Below are 21,566 nucleotides of genomic sequence, written 5' to 3' on the forward strand. Positions count from 1 at the left end.
TATTGGGTTGAAGGTTGATTTAGGTGTATTGCATGGACTCTTTGCCAAATCCCCGCCGGAGAATTCCGATCTGTCCAATATGATAGGCCACGTGGTGATTGATGAAGGCCCATAGTTCGCCCGTTGATCGGGCGACTTGATCAAATGGTTTCGGCGGGGTACTGTTAAGCTCCTGGGGGGCTATGCTGCTCAATCCCTGCCTGACGGGTTTATACAGGCTGTTCCATTCGGTTTTAATGTCTTCCAACTCAGGGTAGGGGGCATCGTCTCTGGCCTCCGACTGTCCCCGCCCGGCAAACAGCTCCTGCCATCTGGGCGTAACATCAACCCCTGCAATCAGGGCGAGCCCATATTGGGAGTCCAGCAGATGGCCCGCCAGGTATTTTACGTGGTTCATCTGCCGGTTCCCGTGAAGGCGACGGTTGCTTTCGGCATCGGAGAACCCATCCAGCACGTTGTTATATAATTGCTGATGAAGGTCAAACTGGGTCAGCATGGCGTTTTTCATAATCCCAATCCCTTGTTCGCAGTTTTACGTTGTTTGTTCTACAAATAAGTATAATGGCAAGGTTGATATGATGCGTGGTGCAAATACGTCATTTTCACGGGTTGATTGCGACAAATCAGTTGCGTAAAATTCTGTAAGTAATTATTCCGTATCCGACGGTAAGCAGGATTGAGGGAACGGACGTATCAAATAAGGGGAACAGGTTATGAAACATGTGTCAATACTTATACCACGCGGCCATACCAGCCTGGTGAATATTGCCGGGACGCATCAAATTTTTAACATGGTCAACGAGCTCCTGGAAAAAAAACAGCGGCCACCCGCCTTTGAGGTGCATATGGTTGGCCTGGATAAGGAGGTTGAGCAGTCAACGGGTCTTTTTTCTGCAGCCCCGGACTGCCTGATGGCCGAGGTTCAGCAGACCGACCTTATTGTCATTCCCGCCATTCACGATGATCCCGGTACGGCCCGCGACCGGAACCAGGCCTTTATCCCGTGGATAGTCGGGCAGTATGAAAAGGGTGCAGAAGTTGCAAGCCTTTGTGTGGGAGCATTTTTCCTGGCGGCCACAGGTCTGCTTAATGGCAAACAGTGTGCCACACACTGGATGCATGTTGATGCCCTTCGGAAGATGTACCCCGAGGTCCATGTAGTGGATGAGAAAATTTTGACAGAGGAGGATGGCATCTATACCAGCGGTGGAGCGTATGCTTTTCTGAATCTGCTGCTGTATTTGATTGAGAAGTATGCCGGGCGGGAGATCGCTATCCTGATTTCGAAAGCCTTTTCTATCGATATCGACCGGGAGAGCCAGTCGCCGTTCATCATTTTTGAAGGGCAGAAGGATCATGAGGATCAGAAGATAATTGAGGCCCAGCATTATATTGAAGATCATTACCAGGATGAAATCCGGGTGAGCCAGCTGGCCAGGGAGCTGGCGCTCAGCCGCCGAACCCTCGAACGCCGGTTCAAGAAGGCCACCCATAACACGGTAACCGAATACAAGCAGCGCGTCAAGGTAGAGGCCGCCAAGAAGGATCTGGAGACGACCCGCAAGAATGTAACAGAAGTGATGTATGATGTCGGTTATTCCGACAGCAAATCGTTCCGCAACCTCTTTCGCCGAATTACGGGACTGACCCCGGTTGAGTACCGGGACAAGTATAATAAGGAGGCCGTTGCGCTATAAAGGCTATACGGAAATTGAGGGATTATAAATATATTTGGGGAGCCGTTAACTCAAATACAGTTATTGAATCATGAAATTTGGCAGCGTCGATCAACCGGGGCAGGTGGATTTTTCTTTGCCGGCTGACCACCCGGGAACTGCAGCCACCCTTGCTGAATCAAAGCGTATCGGTTCGCTCAATGTGTATGTGGGCTGTGCCAAGTGGAACAGCAGGGAGCTGAAGAATTTTTATCCCAAGGGGACCAAAGACGAACTTGAATACTATGGATCGCAGTTTAATGCGGTGGAGCTTAATGCCACGTTTTACAATACCTTTGATGCCGATCAGATGGCAACCTGGCGTGGCAAGGTGCAGGAGGGTTTCCGGTTCTTTCCCAAGGTGAACCGCTATATCAGCCACCGCAAGTGGCTGTCGGGTATTAAAGAGGCAACGGATGATTTCTATAACCATATCGTGCACTTTGGGGAAAAGCTGGGCACCACCTTCCTTCAGCTTAGAGGTAAATTTGCGCCCAAGTATTTTGACCGTGTTCAGCAGTTCGTTGAATACTGGCCCGAGGGGGTGCCGCTGGCCATCGAGTTCAGGCATTCCGACTGGTTTAATGATCCGGCTGTGGCGGATAAGTTGTATGCCTTGCTGGAAGAGCACGATGTGGCCAATGTAATAACCGATACAGCCGGCCGGCGCGACCTGCTGCATATGCGACTGACCAATAACGAGGTGTTTATCCGCTATGTCGGGGCTAACCATCCCACCGACTATACGCGCCTGGATGACTGGGTGCAGCGGCTGGACAAATGGACCGGGCAGGGACTGGAGAACATCCACTTCTTCGTACACCAGAACAAGGAGCAAAAATCACCGGAGCTGGCCGCTCATTTTATCAGCCGACTCAATGAAAGCCTGGGGCTCAACCTGGATATCCCGAAATCAAGAGGCGGGCAGTCCGAGCTTTTCTAAACGATCAGTGGCGAGTCCACACTGAGATGTTAACGGTGATCAGGGCAGCTTAAAGAACAGGTATCTAACCAGTTAGTTTAATTCGGTTGGCATGGGAGGAGCCGTATTCGGGCTTTATGGGGCTGAGAAGATGCGACTGTATCCTGGGACTGAAATAGTAAAGCGACTGCTGCAGCTTGTTTTATTACCGTTCAGCATCAGGGTATCCAACAGGCCGGGCGGCAGACCGCCGGCTTTGATATTATGTTCGCGCGGTTCCCGATGAAGTCGCCCGTCATCCAAAATGATAAGCCGAAGATTTCCCGGTCCCGCAAAAATCTGTTTTTCTATCAGTCTTTCATGTAGCTGCAAATTACCGGGTTTGAATCTTTTAGATCAATAGATGCTGAAATCGGCTTCAGATCGTAACTCCCAGTCGGATAACACAAATAGCTATATCTGATACTTACGCATTAAACAGAAGTGTGTAAAGAAAATAGGCAGATGTAGAGAATTTATCGCCAGCTGATCATCGCGGGTAATTAATCCAGCGTGTTCACCACGTAAACAGGATTCCAGTTTCCGTGTCTGGGGTGGCGGTTTGTCCAGTTAAGACAAGGGGTGCAGTCTATTAGTTTCCAATACCTCCTTCTTACTTACGCAAAGAAGATTGGGCATATTGCTGGAATATCAAGGGAAGGCAAACCGAACCGGGGGTCCTGAAACCCTCCAGTACCAGAACACGGTTCGCGTACTTTCCATTGATTTTGAGGTTGATGTAAAGGGAATATTATTTCCCCTGTTTAACTCCTTCCCCTCCGGTCGTTTTGGGCTGCCTCCCACCCGATGATGGCTTTTTTTCGGGTACTGCCCCATCGGTATTCCCCCACTTTACCCACTTTTTTGATCACTCGGTGGCAGGGGATCAGGTAGGCAATGGGGTTTTGCCCGATGGCACTGCCCACGGCGCGGGCTGCTTTTGGCTTTTCCACCCGTCCTGCGATTGCTGAGTATGTGGTCAGATGGCCGGAGGGAATGCGCAGCAGGGCCTCCCATACCTTGAGCTGAAAATCTGTGCCCCGGATATGGAGTTTTATGTCATCCAGATCCTCCGAGTCATGAGCAAATAGTTTTTCCACCTTTTCAATGTGATGATCCATGGAGTTTGAGAAATCAGCATTGGGCCAGATTTTCTCCAGGAGCCGAACGCCCTCCTGCGCATGATCTGTAAATTGCAGATTGCAAATGCCCTTGCCCGTTGATGCCACCAGGATCCTGCCAAAGGGACTTTCTGTAAACGTATACTTAATGTGTAGCATTTTCCCGCCCTTTTTGTATTCACCCGGGGTCATCCCTTCTATATTGACAAACAGGTCGTGCAGGCGGCTGCTGCTGGAAAGCCCGGTATGGAATGTTGCTTCTTCTATGGTTTGGTTAGCCTGCAGCAGGCTTTTGGCATGGCTTAAACTGAGGTATTGCAGGAACGCTTTGGGCGTAATTCCAGCCCATTTCCTGAACATGCGGTGGAAGTGATGGGGGCTCAGGTGCACGGCTTCTGCAATTTCATCCAGACTCGGCTGCTCCGTGGCGTGGTCATCGATGTATTTGATAGCTTTGGCTACACGGTTGTAATCGATTTTCATGACTGCTCTGTGGGTTTTTAGTTCAAGGTAACAGCGAACGGGCCCGCATGAAACCCGATTCTTGCTTTTTATCACCTCCTGACCCGGGATCCTGTAAATCTTAGTGGCGGCTATGCATAAAGATATATTAATACAGTCACAGTTTTTTTAAACATGTATTGTCACACATTTCACCTTACATTTGTCATAATGGTATAACCCTCAACCAGAAAAAAAGGCAGACCATGAATGCTACCGAACGTTTTGAACGGGAGCGGCCCAGGCTGCTGAAAATAGCCTATTCGATGCTGGGCCGACTTTCAGAGGCTACAGGAGGCGTACCTGAAATGGAATGGTGTTGACCATTCGGCTGTCCGATCTCCCGGAGCCTATCTTACCACCGTCGTGAGCCGGCTCTGCCTCGACCAGTTGAAATCGGCCCGCTCCCAAAGGGAACAGTACCAGGGCCCCTGGCTGCCCGAACCCGTAGTAACTTCCGGCTGGGAGGTCCCCGACAGCCATACAGAGCTGACCGACAGCCTGACCATTGCCTTCCTGCACCTGATGGAACAATTGAATCCTGTGCAGCGCGCTGTATTTCTCCTGCATGATATTTTTGGCTATACCTTCAAAGAGATAGCTGAAATTATTGATCGAAAACCGGACACCTGCCGTAAAATTGTCCAGCGTTCCCGCCCCTATATTCAGGAACAGCGTCCCATGCCGCGGGTTACCGAAATCCGGGACGCCCGTAAAGCTGAAGAGTTTATCCTGGCACTGCAAACTGGTGAAATTCAAGAAATTGAGAGACTGTTGGCTAACGATGCCATACTGTATTCTGATGGCGGGGGAGAAGTTACTGCCGCGCCCAAACTGATCGTTGGCTCTCACAAAATCGGCCGTTTTCTTCGTCACCTTTCCAGTAAAAAAACCAAAGAAATGGAATTGCAACCGGCTCAGGTTAACCGGCGCCCCGGCATCCTTATATTAGGCGGCAATAGAATATCGGGAGTGTTAGCTTTAGACATACAGGACAACCTCATAGCAGGCATTTATGTCATTCGAAATCCCCACAAAATACAGCACCTGGGCTTCCCCGATTAATCTTTTGGTTCTTCTTTTTAGCATCCAGTACGTAATTGTTGTCACATTTTCCTCTTCTTTCTCGTCATACCATTGAACAAAATCCCATACCAAAGGAACCCACCTGTTATGACAGAAAGAATTTCTCTGAATAATCTGAAACCGGAAATGATGAACCCCCTGCTCCAGATGGTAAGCTACCTGAAGTCATCCGGACTGGACCCGAAACTCCTGGAATTGGTTAATTACCGCGTCTCCCAAATCAATGGCTGTGCCTACTGTCTGGAGATGCATTACAAAGAAGCTTTAGCCAACGATGAGGACGCTCTGCGCCTGCATTCGCTGCCTGCCTTCAGGGAATGTCCATTTTATACGGATAAAGAAAAAGTCGTTCTGGAGTACGCAGAGATCTTGACAAAAGTGGCGTCGCATGAAGTGAAAGACTCGCTTGTCGATCGGTTGAAGTCGTTCTATTCAGACTCTGAAATTGGCGATCTCACGCTTGCCATTACCCTCATTAATTCCTTTAACCGCATTAATATTGCTTTCCTGCCCACACTTGGGCAATATGAAGCGGGATAATTTGATAAAATCCTGGATCTGCCCGGGAGTAACAAGTGGTTGGCGATGGTGTGATGCATCCCCATGGATAGAGGATCCCTGCTGTTCCACAAACGAAACGGTTCCCCTTGGCCCGACATTTTGTACAGCAGGCTCAAGGGGACCTCTCAGAGATGTCACATTTCTGCTTTGCATCTCGTCGTCAAGGTGAATGAATTCATAAACGAAATGGGAGTTATTCTAATGGGAAACCGAGTATTGGTTTTTAAAACAAATATTGAGGGCACTGATCAGGCATCAAAACTGGAAATCCTGAGGCTCAGGGAGAACATCTATGATTGGAGCATTGACCTGGATGACCATGATAATATACTGCGTGTGGAAGGGTACAACCTTCGTACAAGAATGATTGTGAAATTAATAAATGAACTTGGGTTCGCCTGCCAGCTCATTGCTCGGGGTCATTAAATTCGTTGGATTCGGGATTCCCCGGGGCATTGATCATTATTCGATATGGATGGCCTCGGAGTTCCAAAAATGATGTCCGGTGAAAAGAACCTGCAGCCGCGGCCGCGGAACTTCACTATTAACTATTTTTGTACGCCCGAATGAATTGAGGGATCCCCTTTATTCCAGTAGATTTCCTGCTTGATAGAACAAATCCGCCAGCTGTGCGTCTTTTTTTGAAGCTCAAACGTATACTGTGCATGCGTGTTGAACTCTTTGCCCTGTGCTTTCCTCCAGATGATGGCAGAGGCAGTGCAGCTGGCTTTACCGCCTGTAACAGTTATTTCATAATTAGATATCAGGTGATGAGTGTGGATATTATCCAGCGCCTCCATCCGCTTTGCTACATAGACATCACCGCCGACGGTATCTTTAACGCCGCCGCGCAGATCGGAATAATCACAGAGGACCTCATCCGACAACGTTGATCTCATTCTTTCCCATTCTTTTGTGTCAAAGGAATGGGCGAATTTGCTTATTACATGTTGGATTTCATTCATCTCATTCATAAATCATTTGCAAGTTGACTTGAACAAACAGTATTTCTTTGAGAAACAACAGAAAACGACGGCTCCAGTGACATCCCGCTGTTTTAAAAAACCGCCAACTGGTGGAGCGAGAAGGAGGCCTTTTGCGCTTGATGTGAAGCCTCCTGTGGCAAGGTGCTTTTTATAGATGACTTAAAATATTAACAATTTTTCCATTGGGATCTTTAACAAAAAACCGGCGCACACCCCAGGGCTCATTAGCAGGGGGATAAACAATCTCCAGTTGCTGCTCTTTTGCTTTTGTAAATATTTGGTCAACATCCTCTACTTCAATACTGATGTCCGGATGCGGTACTTCCGGTTTATCATTGCGGATGAGATTTACCTGCGAAGATGGGTTGCTTTCTGAAATAAAAGTAATGATCCAATCCATATCCATCGCAACATTCAATCCCAGGAATCCTTGGTAAAATTCAATGCTCTTTGCCGGATTTCCTGATTCTATATTTGGCACTATTCTCCTAATTGGCATGTTGTTTAACTTTGGTTGTAAATTTTATTTTGCAATCAAACGACCTTGAATCTATAGGGCTAAATTATCGTCAGCTGTATGGAAGCTAACAGCGGGGACAATACAGTACCAGCTATACCATTGGTTGAGTATTTACCACTTGTGGGACAGCCCGGTAGCGGTTATTTGGTGACTGCAACCGGCGCGTTGGCTTCCGATGACCTTGTTATTCCTCCTGTAGACCGGTCCTTTCATTTGAGCAGAGTTAATATCCTCAAATATCATTCTTTCTTCCACCGTTATGACTTTTAATTTTGTGGTTTGAATGTGTCTTTAATACATATGATACATAGCCCAAAACGTGACACCTACCGTATCTAAATCGATATTCCCGGGTATGGACTGTGCTGGGTTCGATAGAGGTATTCGTTTTTTGGGATGGGGACAGGAAGCAGGGATCGCTGTAAGTTCTGCGTGTTGATTTAGTAGAATAGTTAATGAATTTGTACTGCATTAATGCAGAAAATCCCGGATGACGGTGGCATTATTGGGAGAAAATAGGCCAAGGATTTGAGAGAATATTCGTATGAGATCAGGTGCAGCCTCTGAATTACTGCGATAAGCCGATGAGGACTCCTGAAATTTATCATCTGTATTTCCTGCTGATGGTCTATTTTCCTCTTACTGTCAGCTGATCTGCTGAGGCTATTTCAGCCCGGGAATGGCACCATGATAATGCAGTTCAATTCTTGCAGCTGGACCAGTTAGGTTAAGGGGCCCGTCATATTTTCGGCCTGCAATGGATACAACATTCGCGGCTGCTATAGAGAGTGCAGTCGGCTATGCAAATGATAGTAATGCAGCAGTACGTATTAATATTATGAGTAGAAGATTCCCCTTCAAGATCTTCCTACACTCGCTTATCCCGCTTCCATGCTGATCATCCAGCGGTCGGTCAGGTTTCCGAGCCAGTCGCCCCAGAACTGTTTTCAAAAGGGAATTGCACCTCACCGTCTTCGGCAAAGGCATCATATATTTCGCATGCTTTATCGGTATCATCCGGAAAAACCGTCAGGGCTATATCGCCGCTGTTTTTGTGGGCGGATTAACCGGGAAATACATCATTTGCCATAATCATGTTTCCGGTGCATTGATAGCGGGCATGAAGCACCTTGTCGGTATATTCGTCCGGCACTTCCATATTGGGATTATCATGACGGTCCCGGATATGCACTTTGCCACCCAAGATCTGCTGATGGTAGGCAGGGGCTTTGTTGTTGATTCTCGGCCTTGGATGTGATATTCGATCTGCTGTGATTGCGCCAGGTACCAAATAAAGAAGTTATGCTGGCATGGTTAAATAGCTGGCAGGACTTTAAAATCGACTTGAGGAGCACTGCCGGTAAAGACCAGACAAAGTGGTTGAATTGATAGAAGAAAATCTTTGTAAGCAGGGGGAACTATGGCAGTAAGTTTTAGAATAGCGAACAGGATCGCGGCGTTATTGTCATAGAAAGTGCCGAATCTTCTCTCAATCCCTGTCTTTGTTGGGACGAGTTATGCAGGCTGTAAAACCGGACATGAGAACACCAGGGTCGTTGTAACCGCTCTCACCTCTTTATTTACAAGAGAGGCTTTGTGGTTTTCCCTGTATGATATGGGTGAAAACTATTGGCTTGCGCTGCTAAAGGCGGCAAATTTTTGAATCTTTTAGACCACCTAAAGGCAAGATGCCTTAGCATGATAACCGTAAAAGCATATTACGGATTGTATTTTAAGCGTGGATGGTTGTTATTATGAGGTTATGCCTGAAACTGAACAAACCATATACCTCAAAAAACCAGACCTATTTTCGTTCCCGGAATGCCTGCACTTCCTCGATCGGGGATATGACGATTGCCTGTACCATATCGATATCAATAGAAAAAGTGTGTATAAGGCTCTGAAGATTGGAGCCGATCGCTACCTGACTCGGGTGAGCGATCATGAAGACGAATTAAAAATTGAAATACTTCTGGGTGATACCTCCGAAGAATACGAGCAAGGGATCAAAAATTATATTATTGACTGGTTTGACCTAAAAAGAGATTTAAAGCCCTTTTATTGTAAACTTAATAATTATGAAAACCTCTCATGGATGACCAACCGTTACCACGGGCTTCGTTTAATGGGCATCCCCGACCTCTTTGAGGCCCTGTGCTGGTGTGTGACCGGACAACAGATTAATCTTTCTTTTGCCTACCGGTTGAAACGAAGGCTTGTAGAGGCCTATGGCCGCTCCGTCACTTATGATGGAAAAACATTTTACTATTTCCCGGAGCCGGAAGTGCTGTTCCGTCTGGAAATCAGTGCGTTCAGAAAACTCCAATTCTCCAGACGTAAAGCCGAGTACATCATAGGAATATCACAGCAATTTGCTGAAGGGGAAATGACGAAAAAGCAGTTGGGCAGCTGTGAAAACCGGACGGAGATGTTGAAGCGACTGTTAAAAATTAGGGGCGTCGGTGAATGGACGGCCAATTATGTCCTGATGAAATCGATGGGCAGAACCGATTGCGTGACCTATGGCGATACCGGCCTGCAGAGCTCGGTATCATCCCTGCTTGAATTGAACCGCAAGCCCACGCGAAAGGAAATTGAGAGAGTCTTTGCCCCTTTTAAAGGCTGGGAGTCGTACCTCAATATCTACCTGTGGAGGAGCTTGGGCTAAGGATATGGAGTGTTTTCAGGCGATCGGTTGATGCGTATTTAAATGAGGAGTGGTCACTTAGTCTGATATGAAAATCAATGAACAAAGAATCTTTTTATACGTGTTCTGCTACTTGGGCAGTGATGAATGGCCTGCTCATAGTAATTATCGGATAGGATAGTTATTTGGCTTTTGCCACTTTAATGCCAGAGATGGGCAGAATGAAAAAAAGCTGGGAGTGAATACTAATGTGGGTTAAGGCGGCCGCTAAACTACTATGGTCAACCGCCATCTCCGGATAGCCCGTCGTCTCCCCCCCTCTAAAGGATTTAATCTTACTTCCTTTCATTTTTGTCTGCTGGCTTTATGGCTGGTCCGCCACTCACCGTTACCAATAATTCTCAAAAAGAAGCTGTATGGGTTCCACTCCCTAACGAAAGACAAAAACTCCTGCCTACGCAGCTTCGGAAATCAGCGCAGATCCATATCCCGGAAAGCCTGGTATCATGTGTCGTTACTCGTCGGTTGTTATTAATCAGAAAGTTGATAGCATAACTCAAATGAAAAGTGAATCGCTCGTACATAATGGAAGAACAGCTCTATTCCTTTTATAAACGATATTGATGGCGATATTGGGATTACAAGCCCGGATTAAAGTTTTTTGGCTTAATTATAGAGGTGATTAATTAGTTAGTTATCACTGCAGGCTATATAGGCTTATGAACGGTCGGAGAATTATTAAAAGGCAGTCCCAATTGGCAGGGGGAAGCCCAAGGTATTGTAGTTCATAATGATGAATTAATATTGTTGGTCTGGTTGAAAAAAATCCATCCGGAGCCCCCTGTCACAGTCAGGTTCACGGTTATTCTTTCGTCTGATCCCTGCAGAAGCGGCGGGAGACGGTTAGGCAGGGAATAAACTTTTAAACTCATTTTAGCAGTGAGAGGTTTTCGAAGGGAAATACCCGGTAACTGTAGGTTAAGAGGCCGGGGACTGGCTTACGATCTTTCTCTGGAGTAAGGATCTTCTGAATATAGGCAATCTGGCCGAAATGGTAGAGGTCATGTTGAATAATTCCTGTCAGCAGGTAGCGGTAGGAGTAGGGTTTGCCGTGCACCCGCTGATCCAGTATGGTGTCATCGTATTGCCGCAGCAGGGCCAGGAGACTGCGCTGGTTGGATCTGAGTTCGTCAAGCATAACCGGCCAGACCTTTTGGGCATCGGTGCAAAACCGTGACCAGTCAAAGGTCTCTTCCTGTTCCGGCAGTTCCCCTGTCTGTCCGCGCAGCTGCTGTTCAGCGAATCGCCGCCAGGCCAGTATATGGGCCAGGAGCTCAGCAATAGAATGCACGCCGGCGGCCGGCGTTTTAAACAGGAATCGGGTATCAAGTGAGGTGAGTATGGAGCGCATGGATGGGCCATACCAGGGATCCCCTTCAAAGACGAGGGCCAGTTGTTTTTCAATTTGTTGCAGGGACAGGTCGGGATGCATAATATTTACTTTACTGTCTAAAGTAGTTTCAATAGTAAAAATATATACAGCTAAATTATCACCTCCAAAGTTTATTTTAGTAGTAAAACGGGGTATATTGCAGAAACTTGAATCCACAGCTTGACTATGAAAGAACGTTCCATAGAAACACTTCCCCTGGACGGAGGGGTTTTATGCCTGAACTTTATAAATACGGTCCACGACTATTTGAAACCAGATCCCTATGATTACCTGGAGGATTACAGTGATCTGCTGGAATGGTCGGAGAAGGCGGGCCTTATGAGTTCTGAAGAGAGGGAAACTCTTAGTTTGCTTGCGCAATCAAATATAGAAGGGGCTGCCAGAGTCCATCGGGAGGCCATTGAGCTGCGTGGGCTATTCTACGAGCTGTTCCGGTGTATTGCAAACGGACAAATGCCGGACAGGCATACCCAGGATACCTTCAATGCACGACTGCAGCAGGCCATGAGATTTCTGAAATTAACGATAGATAAAGAAATGCAGGTAGAGCAGCTATGGGATAGCCCGAAGGACCTTGCATATCCCATGCGTCCTGTATTGAAATCTGCATACGAGCTGCTCACCTCCGGGAAGCTGGAGCGGGTGAAAGCGTGTGGTGCCTGCGGCTGGCTCTTTTTTGACAAGAGCAAAAACAGGAGCCGCAAATGGTGCAGCATGGAAAGCTGCGGAAGCAACGAAAAAGCAAAGCGGTACTATCATCGAACCAAAAACAAAAAAGAGGACTGAGGTTCCATCGCCCGTATTTGGTGGGTCCTCAGCGGGGTTTTTAGGTTCTAAGTGTTAAAGAAATAAATTACCACTGATAGGAGGCCAAACAGGCGTCAGGCTTATGCTAAGGTGATTGAAATCAGAATCTTTGGTTTTGAATAGGGTTTGACCCTGGAATACCTCCCCCCTCCTTCCCTTAGAGCTTGTGGCTGTCGGCCGGTAAAGGAAGATTATGCTTATGGGATTCATGATCATGTCCGGCCAATCCCAGACGTCATGAAAATGTTCTTTTGCTGCCGGTGAAGGACAAGGAACCCATCAGGCATATGCATCAGGCATATGGTAGACAAGGCCGACCATACTGCTACACTGGGCAGTAGGATCATCAATAATCTGCAGGATGATTTCATGTTTCCACCGATGCAGTTCTGAAAATACTTGCAATATATTTTAATTCAATTAAAAAACCGATCATTTAGATCAATTGCTGGAACTTGTCGGGGATATTTTTGGCATTTCATAGGGTGTTGCATTTCATTCATTGGCCAGTTCAATGATCCCTGGTCTTTGGCTGGTGGCCTTGCAGCATTTAAAACCTGTAATGTCATGGAATGCAATTTTTTTACATAGTATTCGCGGGAGATATAAAAAATGTTTGCGCCGGAGTTGGTAAGCAGGCTTCGGAAGATAATAAGAATACAGAATCCGGAAAATAACCCTTATCTTTGCCCGCCTTAAAAGGACCTCCAGGTTGTGTGTCAGAAGAACTTAGGAACAACTGAAACTAACCGATGGTGTCGCAGGGGATCGCCTGTATCCAGACAACAGCCCCCATAACATATAATGATAGTTTAATTGGCAATAACGAATGGTATTTCTCGAACAGCTCAAGAACTACGAATATAACCTGAAAAACGAAGTGTTATCCGGGCTTACGGTGGCGTTGGCCCTGGTGCCCGAGGCGGTTGCCTTCTCACTGATAGCGGAAGTAAGTCCCCTGGTCGGATTGTACTCAGCCTTTATCATCGGACTCATTACGGCCCTGCTGGGCGGCCGTCCGGGAATGATTTCGGGTGCTACGGGGGCTATTGCCGTGGTCGTGGTGAGCCTGGTTGCGCGACACGGTGTTGAATATCTGTTTGCAGCGGTGGTCCTGATGGGAGTTATCCAGATTCTCATCGGGGCCCTGCGGCTGGGCAAATTTATACGTCTGGTTCCTCATGCCGTCATGTACGGCTTTGTCAACGGGCTGGCAATTGTCATCTTCATGGCCCAGTTCAAACAGTTCCAATACGAGGGGGCCGGCGGAGCCATGCACTGGATTACAGGTACTCCCCTGATCATAATGCTCGGCTTTGTACTGCTGACGATGGCAATCATTCATTTTCTGCCCAAGTTGACCAAGGCTATACCGGCATCGCTGGCAGCTATCTTGGTGGTCTCGGGAATCATCATTTCGCTGGGCATACCCACAAAAACAGTGGGCGATATTGCGTCTATTTCGGGCGGGCTTCCCTCCTTTCATATTCCGGATGTCCCCTTTAATCTTGAAACCCTGATGATTGTATTTCCCTACTCGCTGATTATGGCGCTGGTAGGCTTGATAGAAAGCCTGCTGACGCTGGCCGTTGTTGATGAGATGACAGAGACCCGGGGACGCGGCAACAAGGAAAGTGTGGCACAGGGCATCGCCAACACGGTATGCGGTGTGTTTGGCGGGATGGGCGGCTGTGCCATGATTGGTCAGAGTATCATCAACGTTAGCTCAGGCGGGCGGAACCGAATATCGGGTGTTGTGGCGGCTGTTGCGCTGCTACTGTTTGTACTCATGGGTTCTTCGCTGATTGAGCAGGTACCCATGGCAGCGCTTGTGGGACTGATGTTCATGGTGGCGATAGGAACCTTTGAATGGGCCAGTCTGCGCATGTTCAAAAATGTGCCTCACACCGATTTCATAGTGATGATAACGGTGGCCCTGGTGACGGTCATCTTCCACAACCTGGCCGTGGCTGTGCTGATCGGGGTAATTATTTCTGCACTGAAATTTGCCTGGGAGAATGCCCTGCGGATCCGTGCCCGCAAGCGCATTGACGAGGAAGGCATCAAGCACTATGAAATCTACGGTCCGCTCTTTTTCGGATCGGTGGGACTCTTCCAGGAGAAATTCAAGGTGGATGAGGATCCCGAGGAAGTAATTATCGACTTTGAAGAATCGCGCGTGGTGGATCACTCGGCTATTGAAGCGCTGAATAAAGTCACCGAGCGCTATGCCAAAGTGGGCAAGACGGTTCATCTCAAGCACCTCAGTTCAGACTGCCGGGATATGCTCGACAATGCTTCGGCCATCATCGATGTGAATTACTGGGAGGATCCCCGGTACAAGCTGGTTTCCGATGAGTTGGCATAATAACATTTACCGGCCCGCAGAGAATGGGCAAACGGCTGCTCCCCTCTTGCGACCTGTGACAACCTAAAGGCGCTGTTCCTAAAAGGTTTGATCATCAGCACTGGGCCCGTATGAACTTGAAATAGGATGTCTGGTAAAGCCCAGCATATCGGTGGTGAGTGCCGTTTCCACCCAGTACGGGATCTCATGAAAGGCAAACCGATAGTTCCTGCATAGCCATACTTTTTTCATGGGTAATTGCCCTGAAGGCACGTATTTCAAAGATTGCTGCGTCTTCCTGGCTTCATGTTCCCGTTCGTGAGGAAATAGCGGCATAGGTTCCACGGTAGTTCCAGTGTTATATCCTGGGTTGCCAGTTAAGGATCAAAGTCATTCCGGCTCCCCGGATAAGCAGCCAGCGGTAAAAGTATTCATGAGAGGAGATCTGGAAAGTCATCTTCAGCCCGCCACCTCTTTTTCTGAAGACCACTCGTGGTAGTACTTCTTATAACGGATGTAGCAAATCATATTCTGATCAAAACGCACCACCATTTTTCGAAGGTCCGTTTCTTTTTGCAGGCTCCGTACCAAAAACGCTTTCAGCATATGTTCGTGGTATCCGTGAGTCGATCGCCGGGGACGGTACTTTTGGATGCGATCCATGCGGAACATGCGGTAGTTTGTTCGCAGCAGTCCCAGCGGTTCCACCTTGTGCTCGTACAGCTTCCCGATTGTTGTTCGCGACCTCCCCTACAGCTAAATAATCAGGGAGATTAATCAGTCTATGCGGTTCATAATTGCTGATTACGTATTTTAGGCCAGTGCCAGCAGTTTTCTTATCGTATGCAGGTTTCGATTTGTGGAGGGGATATTCAGGCGTTGCTGTATGAAATTGCTGGAAAAAAGGGGTTTTTCAGCAGCCTGTTTGTTCACATGGACATAGACCACCCGCGGGCCCATGCAGAAGGTTTCAATTTCAGTAGAGAGGGCTTCTAATTCTTCTTGCTTTTTGCTGCTGGGTTGATCAGACAGAAAGGTGATATATCCCCTCCATCCCTCTTTCTCTTCAAAAGGGTAGCGCTCAACGGTCCTTTCGAAGTCAGCCTTGGTCCGGATGATAACAGGCACCCTGTAGCCGAAGGTATCCGCAATCTCATGTTGTATTGCAGCGGCAAGGCCGGCTTCGTGCCGATCCGGGGACTTGAAAATCACATTGCCGCTCTGGATATAGGTCTGTACATCCGCAAGGCCCATCCCGCTGAACATTTCTCTCAGCTCGGCCATCCTGATTTTGCGATGTCCTCCAACATTAATTCCGCGAAGCAGTGCTATATAGGTTTTCATATCGTTCGGGCTAAGTGCGTGCACTAACATCACTGTTTTTACGGCCGGGATCGGGCCGATAGAGCGGCATTGGATACCGCCCTGTAGCGGTGAATAACATAAAGGTAATTAATAAAAGGCGGGCTAGCCAAATTGAATGATCCAGTAGAGATACAGCAGGGCAAAAGCGGACAAAAACAGGATGCCGCCCCAGCTGAGTGTTTTAAGCCATGGTTGGGGACGGCATTCCGGAGGCACATGGTCGGCTGTAACCAATCGGTAGTTGATATAGGCCAGCACCGGTGCGGTCAAGAAAGAAAGCGTGGCGGCAAAGTCAATGAGCAAGGTAAACGTATCGCCCATGAAATAAAGCACGCTCATGGAGAACAGGGGAATGATAACCAGCAGAATGCGGTAGTAGCGGCGGGCATTTGTTTTATCGAAAGTCTCAGGCATCAGCACCTCCAGGAAACGGCTGATTACCCGTGGATAGGCGTCAGCTACCGTCAGGGTTGTACTGAACATGGTCGTAAAGGCACAGATGATGATGACGGTATAGGCCCAATTTCCGAGGCTGCCGGTGTAAAGACTGATCAGCTGGCCGGCAAAGACGGTGCCGCTGCTGGCAAAGGCCTCGCCGCTTCCGTACATCACCAGGGCGCCCAGTCCAAGAAAGCCGAGGGCTAGCAGGGCGGCCCCGATATAGCCGATATTGAAATCCAGGAGGCTTTCGCGGAGGTTCGGCCTGTACTTTGTTTGTTTCTGGCGCTCCAGCGACCACAGCGAATGCCAGGCGGCGGCGTCAATAGGAATGGGCATCCACCCCATCAGGGCGATGAGGAAGGAAACGCCGGCCACATCCCAGATATCGGGGTAGAACGTGGCCGCCTCATGCTGGTTCCCCTGCAGCAGGGCAGCCCCAAGAGCGATAACCGTCGATACGGCCAGTACCCCCATAATCAGTTTGATGGCCCCGTCAAGAGCAGAGTACTGTCCCGATAAGAGTAGAAAGATACAGATGATCAGCAGCAGCACACTCCACAGCAGCGGGGAGAGGGCGAGGCCCGTGAGTTCCGCTGCCAGATTTGCGCTGACGATGGTGACGGCCGCCTGTATGACAAAGACCGTACCAAGGGTAAAAATGATATAGATACCGATGGCCCAGCGGCCCAGCCGCTTGTAGCCCTCGATCATGCTTTCCCCGGTGGCAATGGCATAACGGGGGCCATACTCCAGGAAGGGGTATTTAAAAATATTGGCCAGCACCACGGCCCAGACCATGGCCAGTCCATAGGTGGCACCGGCACGCGTAGATTGAACAAGGTGGGATACCCCTATGGCGGCTGCGGCCATCAGCAGGCCCGGACCGAGGCTTTTTTTTATGCCATCCCAGTTGAATGTATTCGCCTTATTCCCTTCGTCGGTCATTCAAAAAAAAGTTCATTTTAATTTTGAGGGTATATACCAATTTTGGACATTAAATGACAAACCTAAACAAGGAAGGGAACTCATGAGACGTTGCATCAATAAAAAAGATCTATTTGAATCTTGTCTTATCAGTTACTGTTTGTTAATTACTATACAGCGTTAATATTAATAAGTGGAGGTTTATATGATTACGCGTGATAATATTCTTAACCTTGCCAAGCAACAACATGATGTTGGTATCTCAATCTATCTTCCCACCCACAAGACGGGCGAGCAGGTTCAGCAAGATTCTATCCGGCTAAAAAATTTGTTGAATGAGGCCCAGACACAGCTTGATGAAAGAGAGTTGTCAGACAAGCGCATCGAAAAGCTGTTGGAGGAGCCTCGAAAGTTGTTGGACCAGCCCCTGTTCTGGCAGCACAATGACAGGGGACTGGCATTGTTTATTAGTGAAGAAAGCTTTGATTATTATCGGGTGCCCCTTCGGTTCAAGGAGCAGGTGATGGTCAGTGATCACTTCTTGATTACTCCTATCATTCCGATGATTACCCTTGAGGGAACGTTCTGCACGCTGGTACTGAGCCAAAAGAATATTCGACTGCTTAAATGCACGCGCAATTCAGCCGAACCCATCACGTTGAAGGATGTACCGACCAGCCTCGATGAGTTTCTGAAATATGATGTCAACGAGCCGCACCTGCAGCATCACTCCGGGCAGGGAAAGGGGCGTGCCATATTCCACGGTCAGGGAGGGGCGCGGGATACAAACACGCAGGAAATCATTAATTATCTGAAGACGGTAGAAAATGAAGTGACCTCGATTCTGCAAAAACGCAACGATCCGCTGATCCTGGCCGGGGTTGAGCAGGCTGTTGCGGAATATAGGAAGGTCAATCATTACAGCCGGCTCATCGATGAGGCAATTGCGGAGAATCCGGATCCGCTGAGTGATGAAGAGGTGGGTCAGCGCAGCTGGAATATCGTGAAATCCCATTTCCTTGAAGATATGTACAGGGACATGGACCGGTTTGCAGATCTCTCCGGATCGGACAAACAATCGGATAACTTAACGCAGATTGTAGAGGCTGCGTATTATGGTAAGGTCGATTCGCTGTTTGTGCCCATTGGCGAACACAGCTGGGGCTGGTTCGACCAGGAGCGCGATGTGGTGCACCACAGTACCGGTCCCAAGAATGGAGAACACGACCTGATCAATATGGCGGCTATCAAGACCCTCGTACAGAGCGGTAATGTATATGCGCTGGATAAAAATGACATGCCGAACTCAGCAGCCATAGCGGCCATCTTCCGATATGCCTGAACCGGCCCTTGGCATCCGGAAGTAATTAGAATCCCCGGGAGCAGATGCTTCCGGGGATTTTTTCGTTTGTGGGCTTGCAGATCCTGTTTTTTTGATATTTCTTGTTCCATAACATACAGCTCGCATACGGGCAAAAATCCAGATCCCTACTATATATGATGAGATTCTCTACGCTCCTTGCCGCGCTTTCTTTTTTCCTGCTTTCTTCCGGAGTCCGGGCCCAGAATCCGGCTGATGCCGAAGCTTCCATGGAATATTACCTGCCCGCGGAAGCGAGCTACGACTCCTCAATTCCCACGCCTGAAGAGGTGTTGGGCACGGTCCCCGGCCAGTGGCACGTGCGCCACGACCAGCTGGTACAGTATATGCAAGCGGTGGCTGAAGCGTCGGACCGGGTTACGCTTCATGAGTATGGGAAAACCTATGAGGACCGTCCCCTGCTGTACCTGACCATAACCTCGCCTGAAAACCATGGCAATATTGACCGGATTCGGCAAGAGCACCTGGCGCTGACGGACCCGGACCGGTCGGGAGAACTGGATACCGGGAATATGCCGATCGTGCTCTATATGGGGTACAGCATCCACGGAGATGAACCGAGCGGTGCCAATGCCTCTCTGCTCGTTGCATATCATTTGGCTGCGGCACAGGGAGGGGAGGTCGAGCAGCAGCTTGCAAACAGCATTGTTTTACTGGATCCCAGCCTGAATCCGGATGGGCTGAACCGTTTTGCCAGCTGGGCCAATACGCATAAAAGTAAAAACGTGGTTTCCGATCCAAACAGCATGGAACTTAACCAGCGCTGGCCCAGCGGACGAACCAACCACTACTGGTTTGATTTAAACAGAGACTGGATGCTGGTCCAGCACCCCGAAAGCCAGGGGCGCATCGAGAATTTTCACCGCTGGATGCCCAACATTTTGACAGACCATCACGAGATGGGTACCAATGCCACGTTCTTTTTTCAGCCGGGTATTCAGTCCAGGACGCATCCCATCACTTCGCCTGAAAATCAGGAGCTTACCAAAGCGATTGCCGGCTACCATGCCGATAAGCTGGATAAGGAGCAGCACCTTTACTATTCCGAGGAAAGCTACGACGATTTTTACTACGGCAAGGGTTCGACCTACCCGGATGTGAATGGCGGAATCGGCATCCTGTTTGAGCAGGCCAGCTCGCGGGGGCATGCCCAGGAGAGTATTCACGGAGTGCTGACATTCCCCTTCACCATCAAAAATCAATTTCTCACCTCTCTTTCCACCCTCGAGGCCGCCCAGGACCTGCGTGTGGATATCCTTAACTACCAACGCGATTTTTTTAAAAAATCCAGGCAGGCCGGCGATGAGGCTTCTACTGCGGCGTATGTCTTTGGAACACCTTATGACCGGGCGCGAACCCATCATTTTGTGGAGATGTTGAAACGGCACCGGATCGAGCTGTATGAACTGGCCGAGGATATTGACGTGGATGGCGAATCGTTTGAAGCGGGTTCGGCTTACGTAGTGCCATCCGACCAGAAGAAATACAAGTTTATAAAAGCCCTGTTTGAACGGCGCACCACCTTTAGCGACAGTCTTTTTTATGATGTGTCAACATGGACAATGCCCTATGCCTTCAACCTGCCTTTTGTTGAAGTGGAGCGCGGGGTTGCAAGGGGAGACAAAGTCGAAGGCCTCCCCTCCTTCCCGGAGGGCGAAGTGGTGGGCGGCAGAAGCAGCTATGCCTATCTTTTCGAATGGGATGAATATTATGCTCCCCGTGCTCTGTACCGATTGCTGGATCAGGGGGTGCGGGCAAAGGTCGCCACCAAGCCGTTTACGATGAATCTTGACGACGGGGAAGTCAAGACATTTGATTACGGCACCGTCATGGTCCCCCTGGGTCCACAGCGTACGGACCGAGAAAAGATTCACCAGCTGATTGAACAGGCGGCGGAACAGGATGGGGTAACGGTTTATGGCATGGGCACCGGTCTTACCTCTGCTGGGATCGATTTGGGAAGCGGAAGCTTTGAGATATTGGAAAAGCCTTCCGTTGCCATCGTGTCCGGCGAGGGAGCCAGCAGCTATGAAGTGGGTGAAGTTTGGCATCTGCTGGATCAGCGGTATGAAATGCAGGCTACCCTATTGCCCGGCAACCGTATAGCAAGAGCCGATCTCAGCCGGTATAATGTCATGGTTATGGTAAATGGCCGTTATGACGGCCTGGCCAATGAGTCTGTAGAGGAGCTCCGGAGGTGGGTTCAAAACGGCGGGACACTTATCACCACCAAGTATGCCAATAATTGGGCCCGGGAGCAGGGGTTGGCTCACATTAAATTTGTGGAATCAGAAGCTGATACCCTGGAGGGGAGCAAAGAAGTGAAGCCCAAAGCCTATGCCGATATGAACAAGAGCCGCGGCGCCCAGTATATCGGGGGATCTATCTTTCATGCCATCCTTGATCTCACGCACCCGTTGGGCTACGGTTACAATGATAATGACTTGACGGTGTTTAGAAACAGCACGCTTTTTATGAAAAAAGCGGAGAATCCCTATGCCACTCCTCTTTACTATACCGATGAGCCGCTTGCCAGCGGCTATATTTCCGATGACAACCTGAAACAGCTGTCCGGAACCGCAGCCATTGTCGTTAGTGATACCGGGAGTGGCCGGGTGATATCAATGACAGATAACCCCAACTTCCGGGCGTTCTGGTATGGTACCAACAAGCTGTTTCTGAACGCGGTGTTCTTCGGTCAAACCATTGCCGGCAGTTCGGGTAACTAATAAATAAAAAAATGGAGCTTC

At 48.8% G+C, this 21,566-nt stretch carries 21 protein-coding genes; 11 read left to right on the forward strand and 10 right to left on the reverse strand.

Annotated features, from left to right (window positions below; translation table 11 throughout):
* Positions 1-19: 19 nt before the first annotated feature.
* Positions 20-508: a DinB family protein gene (locus FN808_RS04270; protein ID WP_142713320.1), complete on the reverse strand. Its 489-nt coding sequence runs from the start codon at positions 506-508 to the stop codon at positions 20-22.
* 205 nt (positions 509-713) lie between these two features.
* On the opposite strand from FN808_RS04270, the gene FN808_RS04275 reads away from it, so the two are divergent.
* Together FN808_RS04275 and FN808_RS04280 are read left to right on the forward strand one after the other, a co-directional pair.
* Positions 714-1,697, forward strand: coding sequence for a GlxA family transcriptional regulator (locus tag FN808_RS04275; RefSeq protein WP_142713321.1), 984 nt, complete (start codon positions 714-716; stop codon positions 1,695-1,697).
* Between the two features lie 70 nt (positions 1,698-1,767).
* Entirely contained in the window at positions 1,768-2,658 is an 891-nt protein-coding gene (locus FN808_RS04280; protein WP_142713322.1) for a DUF72 domain-containing protein, read from the forward strand.
* A 782-nt stretch (positions 2,659-3,440) separates the two neighbouring features.
* On the opposite strand, the gene FN808_RS04285 is transcribed toward FN808_RS04280, so the two are convergent.
* Positions 3,441-4,280 carry a bifunctional transcriptional activator/DNA repair enzyme AdaA gene (locus tag FN808_RS04285; RefSeq protein WP_142713323.1) on the reverse strand — a complete coding sequence of 280 codons (840 nt, stop codon included), beginning with the start codon at positions 4,278-4,280 and terminating at the stop codon, positions 3,441-3,443.
* A 321-nt stretch (positions 4,281-4,601) separates the two neighbouring features.
* On the opposite strand from FN808_RS04285, the gene FN808_RS04290 reads away from it, so the two are divergent.
* The 3 genes from FN808_RS04290 (at position 4,602) to FN808_RS04300 (ending at position 6,371) form a co-directional block, all read left to right on the forward strand.
* On the forward strand, positions 4,602-5,363 hold the full coding sequence (locus FN808_RS04290) for a sigma factor-like helix-turn-helix DNA-binding protein (RefSeq protein WP_246068283.1): 762 nt from the start codon (positions 4,602-4,604) through the stop codon (positions 5,361-5,363).
* 108 nt (positions 5,364-5,471) lie between these two features.
* Positions 5,472-5,924: a carboxymuconolactone decarboxylase family protein gene (locus tag FN808_RS04295; RefSeq protein ID WP_142713325.1), complete on the forward strand. Its 453-nt coding sequence runs from the start codon at positions 5,472-5,474 to the stop codon at positions 5,922-5,924.
* Between the two features lie 222 nt (positions 5,925-6,146).
* Positions 6,147-6,371 carry a hypothetical protein gene (locus FN808_RS04300; protein WP_142713326.1) on the forward strand — a complete coding sequence of 75 codons (225 nt, stop codon included), beginning with the start codon at positions 6,147-6,149 and terminating at the stop codon, positions 6,369-6,371.
* A gap of 122 nt (positions 6,372-6,493) precedes the next feature.
* Here FN808_RS04300 and FN808_RS04305 read toward each other — a convergent pair whose 3' ends face one another.
* The gene (locus tag FN808_RS04305; RefSeq protein ID WP_142713327.1) at positions 6,494-6,919 is read right to left on the reverse strand and encodes a nuclear transport factor 2 family protein; all 426 of its coding nucleotides are present in this window, start codon (positions 6,917-6,919) and stop codon (positions 6,494-6,496) included.
* Positions 6,920-7,079: 160 nt separating this feature from the next.
* Positions 7,080-7,430 carry a VOC family protein gene (locus tag FN808_RS04310; RefSeq protein ID WP_142713328.1) on the reverse strand — a complete coding sequence of 117 codons (351 nt, stop codon included), beginning with the start codon at positions 7,428-7,430 and terminating at the stop codon, positions 7,080-7,082.
* A 78-nt stretch (positions 7,431-7,508) separates the two neighbouring features.
* On the opposite strand from FN808_RS04310, the gene FN808_RS04315 reads away from it, so the two are divergent.
* A complete protein-coding gene (locus FN808_RS04315) occupies positions 7,509-7,721 on the forward strand; it encodes a hypothetical protein (RefSeq protein ID WP_142713329.1) in 213 nt (70 codons plus the stop codon).
* A gap of 793 nt (positions 7,722-8,514) precedes the next feature.
* Here FN808_RS04315 and FN808_RS18830 read toward each other — a convergent pair.
* Complete coding sequence (locus FN808_RS18830) at positions 8,515-8,655, reverse strand: hypothetical protein (RefSeq protein ID WP_185958242.1); 141 nt, start codon at positions 8,653-8,655, stop codon at positions 8,515-8,517.
* A 558-nt stretch (positions 8,656-9,213) separates the two neighbouring features.
* Between FN808_RS18830 and FN808_RS04320 the strand changes: the two genes are divergently transcribed.
* The gene (locus FN808_RS04320; RefSeq protein WP_142713330.1) at positions 9,214-10,119 is read left to right on the forward strand and encodes a DNA-3-methyladenine glycosylase family protein; all 906 of its coding nucleotides are present in this window, start codon (positions 9,214-9,216) and stop codon (positions 10,117-10,119) included.
* A gap of 907 nt (positions 10,120-11,026) precedes the next feature.
* Here the strand turns inward: FN808_RS04320 and FN808_RS04325 are convergent.
* Positions 11,027-11,590: a DinB family protein gene (locus FN808_RS04325; RefSeq protein WP_142713331.1), complete on the reverse strand. Its 564-nt coding sequence runs from the start codon at positions 11,588-11,590 to the stop codon at positions 11,027-11,029.
* A 126-nt stretch (positions 11,591-11,716) separates the two neighbouring features.
* Between FN808_RS04325 and FN808_RS04330 the strand changes: the two genes are divergently transcribed.
* Positions 11,717-12,337, forward strand: a complete 621-nt coding sequence (locus FN808_RS04330) for a CGNR zinc finger domain-containing protein (RefSeq protein WP_142713332.1) — start codon at positions 11,717-11,719, stop codon at positions 12,335-12,337.
* 850 nt (positions 12,338-13,187) lie between these two features.
* Positions 13,188-14,726: a SulP family inorganic anion transporter gene (locus FN808_RS04335; protein WP_142713333.1), complete on the forward strand. Its 1,539-nt coding sequence runs from the start codon at positions 13,188-13,190 to the stop codon at positions 14,724-14,726.
* A 78-nt stretch (positions 14,727-14,804) separates the two neighbouring features.
* On the opposite strand, the gene FN808_RS18835 is transcribed toward FN808_RS04335, so the two are convergent.
* From FN808_RS18835 to FN808_RS04350, 4 genes are all read right to left on the reverse strand, one after another.
* Positions 14,805-15,041: a hypothetical protein gene (locus tag FN808_RS18835; protein WP_185958243.1), complete on the reverse strand. Its 237-nt coding sequence runs from the start codon at positions 15,039-15,041 to the stop codon at positions 14,805-14,807.
* 123 nt (positions 15,042-15,164) lie between these two features.
* Positions 15,165-15,413 (reverse strand): WYL domain-containing protein, encoded by a 249-nt coding sequence (locus tag FN808_RS04340; protein WP_142713334.1) that lies wholly within the window; start codon positions 15,411-15,413, stop codon positions 15,165-15,167.
* 105 nt (positions 15,414-15,518) lie between these two features.
* A complete protein-coding gene (locus FN808_RS04345) occupies positions 15,519-16,049 on the reverse strand; it encodes a DUF1697 domain-containing protein (protein ID WP_185958244.1) in 531 nt (176 codons plus the stop codon).
* Positions 16,050-16,172: 123 nt separating this feature from the next.
* Positions 16,173-17,456 (reverse strand): Nramp family divalent metal transporter, encoded by a 1,284-nt coding sequence (locus FN808_RS04350; RefSeq protein WP_142713336.1) that lies wholly within the window; start codon positions 17,454-17,456, stop codon positions 16,173-16,175.
* Between the two features lie 184 nt (positions 17,457-17,640).
* On the opposite strand from FN808_RS04350, the gene FN808_RS04355 reads away from it, so the two are divergent.
* Entirely contained in the window at positions 17,641-18,777 is a 1,137-nt protein-coding gene (locus FN808_RS04355) for a baeRF7 domain-containing protein (RefSeq protein WP_142713337.1), read from the forward strand.
* A gap of 155 nt (positions 18,778-18,932) precedes the next feature.
* Positions 18,933-21,545, forward strand: coding sequence for a M14 family zinc carboxypeptidase (locus FN808_RS04360; protein WP_142713338.1), 2,613 nt, complete (start codon positions 18,933-18,935; stop codon positions 21,543-21,545).
* Positions 21,546-21,566: the final 21 nt, after the last annotated feature.

Source organism: Fodinibius sediminis (genome assembly GCF_900182555.1).
GTDB classification, from domain to species: domain Bacteria; phylum Bacteroidota; class Rhodothermia; order Balneolales; family Balneolaceae; genus Fodinibius; species Fodinibius sediminis.

What these genes read in the sequence shown, in the direction of transcription:
- FN808_RS04330 (WP_142713332.1), top strand. Translation starts at nt 11,717, where the DNA reads ATGAAAGAACGTTCCATAGAAACACTTCCCCTGGACGGAGGGGTTTTA.
- FN808_RS04305 (WP_142713327.1), bottom strand. Translation starts at nt 6,919, where the DNA reads ATGAATGAGATGAATGAAATCCAACATGTAATAAGCAAATTCGCCCAT.
- FN808_RS18835 (WP_185958243.1), bottom strand. Translation starts at nt 15,041, where the DNA reads ATGCCGCTATTTCCTCACGAACGGGAACATGAAGCCAGGAAGACGCAG.
- FN808_RS04350 (WP_142713336.1), bottom strand. Translation starts at nt 17,456, where the DNA reads ATGACCGACGAAGGGAATAAGGCGAATACATTCAACTGGGATGGCATA.
- FN808_RS04310 (WP_142713328.1), bottom strand. Translation starts at nt 7,430, where the DNA reads ATGCCAATTAGGAGAATAGTGCCAAATATAGAATCAGGAAATCCGGCA.
- FN808_RS04335 (WP_142713333.1), top strand. Translation starts at nt 13,188, where the DNA reads ATGGTATTTCTCGAACAGCTCAAGAACTACGAATATAACCTGAAAAAC.
- FN808_RS04280 (WP_142713322.1), top strand. Translation starts at nt 1,768, where the DNA reads ATGAAATTTGGCAGCGTCGATCAACCGGGGCAGGTGGATTTTTCTTTG.
- FN808_RS04345 (WP_185958244.1), bottom strand. Translation starts at nt 16,049, where the DNA reads ATGAAAACCTATATAGCACTGCTTCGCGGAATTAATGTTGGAGGACAT.
- FN808_RS04315 (WP_142713329.1), top strand. Translation starts at nt 7,509, where the DNA reads ATGGAAGCTAACAGCGGGGACAATACAGTACCAGCTATACCATTGGTT.
- FN808_RS04360 (WP_142713338.1), top strand. Translation starts at nt 18,933, where the DNA reads ATGATGAGATTCTCTACGCTCCTTGCCGCGCTTTCTTTTTTCCTGCTT.
- FN808_RS04285 (WP_142713323.1), bottom strand. Translation starts at nt 4,280, where the DNA reads ATGAAAATCGATTACAACCGTGTAGCCAAAGCTATCAAATACATCGAT.
- FN808_RS04355 (WP_142713337.1), top strand. Translation starts at nt 17,641, where the DNA reads ATGATTACGCGTGATAATATTCTTAACCTTGCCAAGCAACAACATGAT.
- FN808_RS04270 (WP_142713320.1), bottom strand. Translation starts at nt 508, where the DNA reads ATGAAAAACGCCATGCTGACCCAGTTTGACCTTCATCAGCAATTATAT.
- FN808_RS04295 (WP_142713325.1), top strand. Translation starts at nt 5,472, where the DNA reads ATGACAGAAAGAATTTCTCTGAATAATCTGAAACCGGAAATGATGAAC.
- FN808_RS04325 (WP_142713331.1), bottom strand. Translation starts at nt 11,590, where the DNA reads ATGCATCCCGACCTGTCCCTGCAACAAATTGAAAAACAACTGGCCCTC.
- FN808_RS04275 (WP_142713321.1), top strand. Translation starts at nt 714, where the DNA reads ATGAAACATGTGTCAATACTTATACCACGCGGCCATACCAGCCTGGTG.
- FN808_RS04300 (WP_142713326.1), top strand. Translation starts at nt 6,147, where the DNA reads ATGGGAAACCGAGTATTGGTTTTTAAAACAAATATTGAGGGCACTGAT.
- FN808_RS04320 (WP_142713330.1), top strand. Translation starts at nt 9,214, where the DNA reads ATGCCTGAAACTGAACAAACCATATACCTCAAAAAACCAGACCTATTT.